The following is a 9379-nucleotide window of genomic DNA, read 5'->3' on the forward strand; positions in this document are numbered from 1 at the left end:
CGAGTTGGCCTGTCACCCTTCGAGATTTGCCATGCCCCGCCCTGCCCTTGCCCAAACCCTACCGGCGCCTTTCCCCCGCCACCTCGCCGTGATCATTCTGTTGTGCATGGGCTGTGCGTTCGCCGGCAACCATGTGGCGGCACGGGTCGCTTTCGATGACGGCGCGGGTGTATTGCTGGCGATTTTGCTGCGTTCTGGCGGGACCTTGCTGGTACTCGCCATCCTGGTGCTGTGGCAAAAACAGAGTCTGCGTCTGCCGGCAGGTGCCTGGCGCTGGCAATTGTTGTTGGGCCTCCTGATTACCGCGCAGAGCCTGTGTCTGTACTCGGCTGTCGCGCGGGTGCCGGTGGCGCTGGCACTGCTGGTGGCCAACGTGTTCCCCATCTTGCTGGCGTTGCTTACCTGGGCAATGGGCGGCCCGAGACCGACCGCGCGCACCGCTATGTTGATGGGTTTGATTCTGGTGGGGCTGGTGTTTGTGCTCGACGTCCCCGGGCGCCTTTCGACTACCACTGACGTCAGCCCGGAATGGCTCCTGGGCGTCGCACTCGCGTTCTGCGCCGCCAGCGTATTCGCCTGCGCGCTGTGGATCACCGACCACAAATTGGCGCAGGTACGTGGTTCGGTGCGCAGCCTGTTGACCATTTTTATCGTCTTCAGCAGCGTCAATCTGGCGGGCCTGACTGGCGCCCTGCCAGGCGGACTGAACCTGCCCGCCACCTCGACCGGATGGCTGGCCCTCGCCACCCTGGTGGTGCTGTATGGCACCGGCTTTATCGTGCTGTTCATTTCAGTGCCGCGACTGAACATGCCACGCAATGCGCCGGTCATGAACATCGAACCGTTGGCGACGCTGCTGATGGGCTGGATTGTGCTGGATCAAATGCTCAGCGCGGGGCAGGTGCTGGGAGGGGTGATTGTGGTCACCGGCATCGTTTTGCTGACTTATCGACAATCAGCCTCTCAGAGATAACATCAAATGCCGGTAGCGCTTCTATCCCGTAAAACCCAATTCTGGCCAATATGAAGACAGGCGAGATACATTTTCGAGGGTTGTGCGAGCGAATCAACATATCGTATTGATAATCCTTATCACTCAGCTCTAAACTGCGCGTCCTGCCAGGAATGCTTCACCCAATTCGAGCCACCCACCATGTCCGATTCATCCGCGCACCTGCACATGTTCCTGTCCATTCGCCGGGAGCTGGTCGGTTATGCGGCAAAGATCACTGGCGATCGGATTCAGGCCGAGGACATTGTCCAGGAAGCCTGGATTCGTTTCAGTCCGGCAAAAGCCCAGACGCGTCCGGCCGTCGAACAACCCGTGGCCTACCTCTACCGAATCGTGCGCAACCTGGCCCTGGACCTCAAACGCTCGCGCAGTCGCGAGCACGATCACGCGGCGTCGCCACCGCTCTGGCTGTTGCCTACCACGGCCAACGACCCCGCCGAAATCTGCCAGCACAGCATGACACTGGAGCGTTTGTCGGACGCCTTGCAAGCGCTGCCCGACAATAGCCGAAAGGCACTGGAACTGCATCGCTTCGGCGGTTTTACCCTCGCCGAGATTGCCGGCCAGCTGGGGGTTTCCCTGACCACTGCCCACCGACTGCTGCGCGAAGCCCTGCTGGCCCTGGCTCGGGTGATGGACCATCAGGACGACGGCAATGGTGCGAACCTTGAGTAAGGATCAAGACGTATTGGAGCAGGCTGCCGACTGGCAGATTCGCCTCCAGGAAGAGCCGCAGTCGCGCGCGGCCTTCGAACAATGGCTGGCGGAAAGCGCTGCGCATCGCGCGGCCTGGCAAACGATGGAAAAACTCTGGGGCGCACTCGGCGAGTTGCCGGCCGTACCTTCGGCCCAGGACTCGCGGCGGTCAGTACACAAGCCGCAGTCTGTGCCGCAACCCTCCCGTCGCTCACGTCGTCTCTGGCCACGGCTGACAGCCGCTGCGTGCGTGGCGACGATCGCCGTCATGATGGCCCCTGAGGCAACGCTGGCCCTGCGCGCCGACTACCAGACGGGAGTCGCGCAAGTTCGCACCGTACAGCTGGCCGACGGCTCAACGGTCGTGCTCAGCCCACAAAGTGCGTTGAAGGTGCTCGATGACGATGGGCGCCAGGTGGAGTTGCTCAAGGGTCAGGCGTACTTTCAGGTGGCGCCCGACCCGCAGCACCCCTTCATCGCCCGCGCTGGACAACTGTCGGTACGGGTGCTGGGCACCGCGTTCGATCTGGACCTGCGTCAGGACACTGCCGAGGTAGCGCTGGAGCACGGGCAGGTCCAGGCCGAAAATATCCAGGCCGCCCTCAGCGAACGCCTGCTGCCGGGCCAACGCCTGAAGTTCAGCTGGCCGTCAGGCAAGGTGGAACGCTCCAGCCTGGCGCCGACACAAGTGGCAGCATGGCGCGGCGGCTCGCTGTTCATCGAGAACCAGCGCGTGGCGGACATCGTCGATCACCTTCAGCGCTATACCTCGGGGTGGATTGTCATTACCGACCCAACCCTCAAGGCTCGCCGCATCACCGGCGTCTACGACCTGAACGATCCGCCCCGCGCCTTGAAAGCCCTGGCGCAATCTCTGGGCGTGGACAGCCGGCAAATGACCCCTTGGGTGCACACGCTCGGAAATTTTTAACTTTTTTCACCAACCGTGGAAAAAATCCGCAAGCACCACGTCTTTCATGGTCAGTTTGAGAATTTTTCTCAAATGTAAATCAGACGTATGAAGGATCGTATCGATGTCGCGTCTCCCTGCTCTCCCGCCCCTGGCCCTGCTGAGCATGCTTGCGATGAGCTGCTGGGCGTCCGATCCTGCGCAAAATGAGCGCATCGCCCACTACGCCATCGTCGCGCAACCGCTGGCCTCGGCGCTGGCGCAGTTCGCCCGGCAGAATCATCTGCAGCTGAGCTTCGACGCCGCGCTTGCCCAGGGCAAGATGGCGCCGGCGGTGAACGGCGAGCTGAATGAGCGCCAGGCCCTGGCGCAGTTGTTGAGCCAGTCAGGGGTGGGCTGGACGGTGACCGACGACCGCACCTTGTTGCTGTTCCCGCAACCGGACAGCGGCGCCCTGAATCTTGCGCCCTCGACCATCACCGCCAACGCCTTTGTCGAGCGCGCGGACGGACCGGTAGACGGCTATCGCGCCACCCGCAGCGCCACCGGCACCAAGACCGACACGGCACTGCGTGACATCCCCCAGTCGATTCAGGTGGTGTCGCGCCAGGTGCTTGACGATCAGCAGATCAACAACCTGGGTGATGCCCTGACCAACGTCAGTAGCGTGCAACGCGGTAACACCCACGGCGGCTCCTCTGAAAGCTTCGTGATCCGTGGTTTCAAGGCCACCACCTATGCCGTCGATGGCATGTTGATCAACCCGCTGGTCTCGCGCCCCGAAGCGCTGCGAGACCTGGCCAACGTCGAGCGCATCGAAGTGCTCAAAGGTCCTGCGTCGGTGCTGTACGGCCGTGGCAACCCTGGCGGCCTGATCAATCTGGTGACGCGCCAGCCCAGCTTTACCCCGAGGCCGAGGTCAAGGCGCAGGCCGGCACCTATGATTTCTACCGTCTGGAGGCCAACGCCAGCGGCCCGCTGGATGAAGCCGGGACCCTCGCGGGCCGCATGACCGTGGCGACCCAGACCGACCGTGGCTTTCGCGATACGTTCCGCGACAGCAAACGCACCTATGTCGCGCCCACGTTGCGCTGGGAACCCACCGACTCGACACGGGTCGACGCCGGTGCCGAGTACATCGACCAGACCAGCCCCTTCGACCGTGGGCTGATTCCGCAAAACGGCAAGATCAGCATGAATGCCGACCGTTACCTGCACGAGCCCTGGTCGCGGGACAAGGCCCAAAAGGCGTCGGTGTGGTTCCGCGCCGAGCACGACGTCAACGATTGGCTGACCCTGCGCCAGATGACCCGCTGGGACCAGTCGCACAAGGATCGATACGTGGTCGACCTGCGCACCCTTGGCGCCGACGGCAGAACGTTGTCGCGCCGCGCCACCGACGGTGATGAGCGAATCAAGACCCTGGACATGCAATTTGAAGCCATCGCGCGATTCGCCACCGGGGGCCTTAAGCACACCGTACTGGCCGGTTTCGAATACATCGACGGCAAGCGTAACGTTGCCAGCGATCGTGCATCGCTGGCCTCCATCGATATTTTCAATCCGGTCTATGGTGCGCTGCCGGGCGCCTTCGCCTTCAACGAAGAGACTGACTACAAGGTCGAGTCGTACAGCTTGTACCTGCAAGACCAGATCGACCTGAGCGAACAGTGGAAGCTGATCGTCGGCGCCCGTTACGACGACACTCGTCAGCGTAACAGCGCCACCGACGCGTCCTACGAGGTCACCCGGACCAATATCGACCCGTCCAAGGTTTCGCCGCGCCTGGGCCTGGTCTATCAGCCCACGGACTGGCTGGCGCTGTACGCCAGCTACAGCACCTCGTTCACGCCCCAGAGCAATATCCAGCGCAATGGCAGCGTGCTGGACCCGGAAGAAGGCACACAATACGAGGTAGGTGCCAAAGTCGATGTGATCCCGGATCGCCTCAGCGCCACCCTCTCGGTATTCGAAATCACCCGTGAGAACGTTGCTGCTCCCGACCCGTCCGACGACAACTACTCGTTACAGACGGGTGAGCAGAAGGTCCGCGGCATCGAACTGGACGTCACCGGCACGCCACTGGAAGGCTGGGAAATCATCGGCAACATCAGCGCACTCGACGCCAAGGTGACCAAGGACACTGCCATCGATGTCGGCAATCGGCTCGATGGCGTACCGATCATGAGCGGTTCGATCTGGTCCAGTTATCAGTTGCAGGAAGGCCCAATGCGAGGCCTGGGCTTCGGTGCCGGGGTGATCGCGGTCGGCGAGCGTCAGGGCGACATCGATAACAGTTACGACGTGAGCGGCTATGCGCGGATCGACGCCACCGTGTTCTACGACATCAACGAAAACGTGCGCATCTCGCTTAACGGGCGCAACCTCACCGACCGCAAATACATTGAAGTCGTGGCGGGCACCGACGGTAACTACGCCGGTGCGCCCGCGTCGGCCATCGCGGCTGTGAGCGTAAAATTTTGAGCCATTCAGGGGCCACGATGACCGCGCATTCCCTGGCCATGGCTTACCGCAAGACCCTGCGCAAACGCCTGTGGATCTGCGCCGCGCTGGCGCTGGCCCTGCTGGCCAGCTTGCTAACCGACATCACCCTGGGCAGTACGCGATTCGCCGCGGCGGATGTGTTGTTGGCGATTTTCGACCCGGTGCAGGTCAGCGCCGACACCCAGGTGATCGTCCGCGAACTGCGCCTGCCGTTTGCCTTGATGGCGGTGTTGGTGGGCGTGGCGTTGTCACTGGCCGGGGCGGAAATGCAGACCATCCTCAATAACCCGTTGGCCAGCCCTTTTACCTTGGGCGTGTCGTCGGCGGCCTCACTCGGGGCAGCGCTGGCCATTGTGCTGGATCTTGGTGTTCCCGGCGTGCCGCCGAGCTGGTTAATCACCGCCAATGCTTTCGTCTTCGCGTTCGCTTCTGTGCTGCTGTTGCAGGCGGTGGCCAGCATGACCGGGGGCGTGCAGTCACTGGTACTGTTCGGAATCGCCCTGGTGTTCAGCTTCAACGCGATGGTTGCACTGCTGCAGTACCTGGCCTCCGCCGATGCGCTCCAGCAACTGGTGTTCTGGAGCATGGGCAGCCTGAGCCGTGCCAGCTGGCCAGCGGTGCAAACCCTCGGCCTGGTGGTACTGCTGGTCATCCCGTTCAGCCTGCGCGCGGCATGGCAGATGACCACCCTGCGCCTGGGAGATGAGCGCGCCGAAACCCTGGGCATCAACGTCCCGCGTCTGCGCCTGGGCGCACTGCTGCGAATCAGCCTGCTGGCGGCCACCGCAGTGGCATTCGTCGGTACCATCGGCTTCATCGGCCTGGTCGGCCCGCACATTGCGCGCCTGCTGATCGGTGAAGACCACCGCTTTTCCTGCCCGCCAGTGCCCTGACCGGTGCACTGATCATGTCGCTGTCAGCCATTGTCAGCAAACAGCTTATACCGGGCGTGGTGTTGCCCATCGGCATTGTTACCGCCATCGTCGGCGTGCCGCTGTTCATGAGCCTGATACTCAAACGAGGTCGCTCATGAGTGCCTTGCAAGTCAGCCGGTTGAACGTAGGCTACAAAGGACGAGCGGTATTGCACGCAATCGACCTGCCGGACATCGAGCCCGGGCAGATCGTCGCGCTCGTGGGACCCAATGGCGCCGGCAAGTCGACGCTGCTGCGCAGTCTCGCGGGGTTGTTGAAGGCCAGCGGCGAGGTACGCCTGGGGACTCTCGACCTGCTCAATTGTCATCGACGCGAGCGCGCTGCCGTGCTGGGTTTCATGCCCCAGACGCTGCCTGCCGGTATCGAGTTGAGCGTGCTGGAAACCCTGCTGGGTGCACTTCGAGGTGCCGATGCCCTGGGCTTGCGCGGCAATGCCCAAGCCCTGCAAGCGAAGGCGTTTGCGGTGCTTGAGCAACTGGGCATCCTGCCACTGGCACTCCAGCCGCTGGACAGCCTTTCCGGCGGGCAAAAACAGATGGTCAGCCTCGCCCAAGCGGTGATCCGCGAGCCGAGTCTGTTGCTATTGGACGAGCCGACCAGTGCACTGGACCTGCGTTATCAGAACGATGTCATGGGCACCGTTCGCCAGTTGGCCGATCAGGGGCGAATCGTCGTGGTGGTGCTGCATGACCTCGGTCTGGCCGCGCGCTGGGCCGATCGCATCATGGTCTTGCAACAGGGTCGGCTGCACTCGGCGGGCACCCCGCGCAGACGCTGACCCCGACAATGCTGGAGCAGGTCTACCGGGTGCAGGCACGCGTCGAGCACTGCAGCCATGGCCGGGTTCAGATTCATGTGGACGGGTCATGCTGATGCGCCATGTGCTCTGGTTGCTGTTGCTGCTGGGCGCCTGGGCTCAGGCGGCTGACTATCCGCGGGTGGTCACTGACCTGGCCGGGCGCAGCGTCACCCTGCCCCATGCGCCGCAACGCATAGTGCTGCAAGACAGCAACGACCTGCTCGCCCTGGCCCTGCTGGAACGCGAACACCCGCTCAAGCGTCTGGTCGCATGGGACAATAACCTGGCCAGCTCCGACCCCGGCCTGTGGAACGTGATCAGGCAACGCTGGCCCGAGGCGCGTAACGTGCAGGCGCTGGACTTCCGCAAAGCGGGCAGTTGGACATCGAAACACTGCTGCGCACGCACCCGGACTTGATCATCGCCCGCCTGGGGGCCCGGGCCACCATAGAAAACACCGTGCTGGAGAGCGTGCTGCAACGCCTGGGCATCGCGCTGATCTACGTCGACAGCGAGCTTGATCCCTTGACGAATGTCCCGCGCAGTATCGAACTTCTGGGCCAGGTGCTGGGGCGAGAAGAGCGTGCACAGGCCTATCTCGATCACTACCGGCTTCAGCTTTCCCGCCTGCAACAGCGAACTCAAGGGCTGTCCGCTCTCAGGGTGTTCGTCGAGGCGCGGGCCGGGCAAGCAGGTGGAGGCGGTTGTTGCCATACCCAGGGACAAAGTGGCTGGGGCCTGTTGAGCGAGCGTCTCGGCGCACTCAATCTGGGCTCGCACTATATGCACAGCGAATCGGGGGACGTCGCGCTTGAAACCTTGATTTTGAGCAAACCCGATGTGTACCTGATGACCGGTACCCAGCGCACGCGCAACGGCATCGGCGCAATACCATTCGGCTACGGGGCGGATTCCGCGCAGATCAACCGCCAGATGCAGCAGCTGATGGCGCGCCCGGGGTTCAGCGCCATCGTGCAGTCCCCGGATCAGTGCGTGCAGGGGCTCAGTCACCAGTTCTACAACAGCGTGTTCAACATCGTCGGGGCGCAGTGGCTGGCGAAAATGTTCTGGCCGGCAGCCTTTGCCGATCTGGACCCGGACGCTGAATACCGCCGCCTGATCCACAACTTCACCACGCTGCCCGACCTGCCTTTCATCTTCCATCAACAAGTCTGTTTCAAAAACCTGCCCAGCAAAGCCGGATGACAAAAATCCAATGATCGCCAACACCGTGAAACGCCTGAGATCCTGGGCCAGGATGCTCAAGACGCAACTGATCCTGCTCTGGCTATGTTGCCGTCAGCCTGACACGCCCTGGGGTGCCACGACCGTTGCGCTGATGACCGTGGCTTACGCCCTGAGCCCCATCGACCTGATACCGGACTTCATTCCGGTATTGGGATTTCTGGATGATGTGATTCTGCTGCCCTTGGGCATTGCCCTGGCGTTGCGGATGATTCCCGCAGATGTTCTGCAACGCTGTCGCCCCCAGGCGCAGGCCATGGCGGGGCAGCGTATCGACTTAAAAGGCCGCTGGGCTATGACCGGGGCCATCGCGATGGTCTGGCTGTTATTGGCCGCATACGCCTGGTCACTCATCGAGTAGTTTCACCCTGACCTCATTGATGAATATTCTTCATCAACCTTTCACTTTAGCTGCCAGGCATTTAAAGGCATTCAACGCAGGCGGACATGACTACTGCTGCGCAATCGGACTTCGTCAGCTACCCGAGGCAGGAACCCGGCGAACAGCCTGATAAACCGACTACGCTAAACAGGTCACCATCACGTCGCTACAGGGGACACGGGAATGACCGCCAAAACAGCGCATCCCTGCTCAACCTGGGTCATACCCTCCCTGCTCGCCATTAACCTGGCGCTGACTGCTGGTTGTTCCGGCAGAACCACAACAGCTCGCTACACGGCTTCGAACGTCGGTTCCAGTTGCTATGCCAAAGCCTTGCCCACCGCCGGCGAAGGCGGCCTGGCGTGGGGGGCTACCCTGAGCATCGCCCGGCAGAAGTCGCTGAACAACTGCATTCGTTATGCCGGACGATCAGGCGGCACGCCCAGGACCTGCAAGGTGGTGTTGTCGGAGTGCCGCAATTGATCCAGAAGGGGCAAACAGACTGGCGGTGATGGCAGGTTTGCCAGGCCGGTCAGCTCAACGCCAGCAGCTCCCGCGCCTTGGCGATCACCAGGTCAATGTTGAACGGCTTTTCCAGCACCGCATCGAACAGGTCCGAGCGCTGCATGCCGATGTGGGCCTGGGCACCGCTGATCAGGATGATCGGCAATTGACTGGCCACCGGCAGTGCCCGAATCGCCTTGGCGAATTCGAGACCGTCCATCACCGGCATCATGAAGTCGGTGATGACCAGCGAAGGACGCTCGCGCTCCAGCACCTCAAGTCCTTTTTGGCCATTGCTGGCCTTTACCACCATGAACCCCTCATCCTCCAGCGCGTAGCCGAGGATATCAGCGATCAAGTACTCGTCGTCGACGACCAGGATGGTGGTCAT

General features: G+C 62.2%; 11 protein-coding genes and 1 pseudogene. 11 read left to right on the forward strand and 1 reads right to left on the reverse strand.

What is annotated here, in order from left to right; translation table 11 throughout:
• Positions 1-31 precede the first annotated feature (31 nt).
• From JFT80_RS14265 to JFT80_RS14315, 11 genes and pseudogenes are all read left to right on the forward strand, one after another.
• Positions 32-973, forward strand: coding sequence for a DMT family transporter (locus tag JFT80_RS14265; protein ID WP_201148283.1), 942 nt, complete (start codon positions 32-34; stop codon positions 971-973).
• Positions 974-1153: 180 nt separating this feature from the next.
• Positions 1154-1687: an RNA polymerase sigma factor gene (locus JFT80_RS14270; RefSeq protein WP_122838556.1), complete on the forward strand. Its 534-nt coding sequence runs from the start codon at positions 1154-1156 to the stop codon at positions 1685-1687.
• Positions 1680-2639 carry a FecR family protein gene (locus tag JFT80_RS14275; protein ID WP_201148284.1) on the forward strand — a complete coding sequence of 320 codons (960 nt, stop codon included), beginning with the start codon at positions 1680-1682 and terminating at the stop codon, positions 2637-2639. Before JFT80_RS14270 ends, JFT80_RS14275 begins: the two co-directional genes overlap by 8 nt.
• A gap of 103 nt (positions 2640-2742) precedes the next feature.
• Positions 2743-3630 carry an STN domain-containing protein gene (locus tag JFT80_RS14280; protein WP_201148285.1) on the forward strand — a complete coding sequence of 296 codons (888 nt, stop codon included), beginning with the start codon at positions 2743-2745 and terminating at the stop codon, positions 3628-3630.
• A complete protein-coding gene (locus JFT80_RS14285) occupies positions 3573-5102 on the forward strand; it encodes a TonB-dependent siderophore receptor (protein ID WP_242482943.1) in 1530 nt (509 codons plus the stop codon). The genes JFT80_RS14280 and JFT80_RS14285 overlap by 58 nt, the downstream gene beginning before the upstream one ends.
• A gap of 17 nt (positions 5103-5119) precedes the next feature.
• Positions 5120-6156, forward strand: a pseudogene (locus JFT80_RS14290) (FecCD family ABC transporter permease).
• Positions 6153-6836, forward strand: coding sequence for an ABC transporter ATP-binding protein (locus JFT80_RS14295; protein WP_307833096.1), 684 nt, complete (start codon positions 6153-6155; stop codon positions 6834-6836). The pseudogene JFT80_RS14290 and the gene JFT80_RS14295 overlap by 4 nt, the downstream one beginning before the upstream one ends.
• A gap of 88 nt (positions 6837-6924) precedes the next feature.
• Positions 6925-7275, forward strand: coding sequence for a hypothetical protein (locus JFT80_RS14300; RefSeq protein ID WP_201148286.1), 351 nt, complete (start codon positions 6925-6927; stop codon positions 7273-7275).
• The gene (locus tag JFT80_RS14305) at positions 7236-8063 is read left to right on the forward strand and encodes an ABC transporter substrate-binding protein (RefSeq protein ID WP_201148287.1); all 828 of its coding nucleotides are present in this window, start codon (positions 7236-7238) and stop codon (positions 8061-8063) included. Before JFT80_RS14300 ends, JFT80_RS14305 begins: the two co-directional genes overlap by 40 nt.
• Before the next feature lie 10 nt (positions 8064-8073).
• Positions 8074-8463, forward strand: coding sequence for a YkvA family protein (locus JFT80_RS14310; RefSeq protein ID WP_201148288.1), 390 nt, complete (start codon positions 8074-8076; stop codon positions 8461-8463).
• A 204-nt stretch (positions 8464-8667) separates the two neighbouring features.
• Positions 8668-8967, forward strand: a complete 300-nt coding sequence (locus tag JFT80_RS14315) for a DUF4189 domain-containing protein (RefSeq protein WP_122838549.1) — start codon at positions 8668-8670, stop codon at positions 8965-8967.
• 49 nt (positions 8968-9016) lie between these two features.
• On the opposite strand, the gene JFT80_RS14320 is transcribed toward JFT80_RS14315, so the two are convergent.
• On the reverse strand, positions 9017-9379 hold a 363-nt coding region (locus tag JFT80_RS14320), incomplete at its 5' end, for a response regulator (protein ID WP_122838548.1).

The organism is Pseudomonas sp. TH10 (assembly GCF_016651255.1).
In the GTDB taxonomy this organism is placed as follows: Bacteria; Pseudomonadota; Gammaproteobacteria; order Pseudomonadales; family Pseudomonadaceae; genus Aquipseudomonas.

What these genes read in the sequence shown, in the direction of transcription:
- JFT80_RS14265 (WP_201148283.1), top strand. Translation starts at nt 32, where the DNA reads ATGCCCCGCCCTGCCCTTGCCCAAACCCTACCGGCGCCTTTCCCCCGC.
- JFT80_RS14270 (WP_122838556.1), top strand. Translation starts at nt 1,154, where the DNA reads ATGTCCGATTCATCCGCGCACCTGCACATGTTCCTGTCCATTCGCCGG.
- JFT80_RS14280 (WP_201148285.1), top strand. Translation starts at nt 2,743, where the DNA reads ATGTCGCGTCTCCCTGCTCTCCCGCCCCTGGCCCTGCTGAGCATGCTT.
- JFT80_RS14295 (WP_307833096.1), top strand. Translation starts at nt 6,153, where the DNA reads ATGAGTGCCTTGCAAGTCAGCCGGTTGAACGTAGGCTACAAAGGACGA.
- JFT80_RS14300 (WP_201148286.1), top strand. Translation starts at nt 6,925, where the DNA reads ATGCTGATGCGCCATGTGCTCTGGTTGCTGTTGCTGCTGGGCGCCTGG.
- JFT80_RS14310 (WP_201148288.1), top strand. Translation starts at nt 8,074, where the DNA reads ATGATCGCCAACACCGTGAAACGCCTGAGATCCTGGGCCAGGATGCTC.
- JFT80_RS14315 (WP_122838549.1), top strand. Translation starts at nt 8,668, where the DNA reads ATGACCGCCAAAACAGCGCATCCCTGCTCAACCTGGGTCATACCCTCC.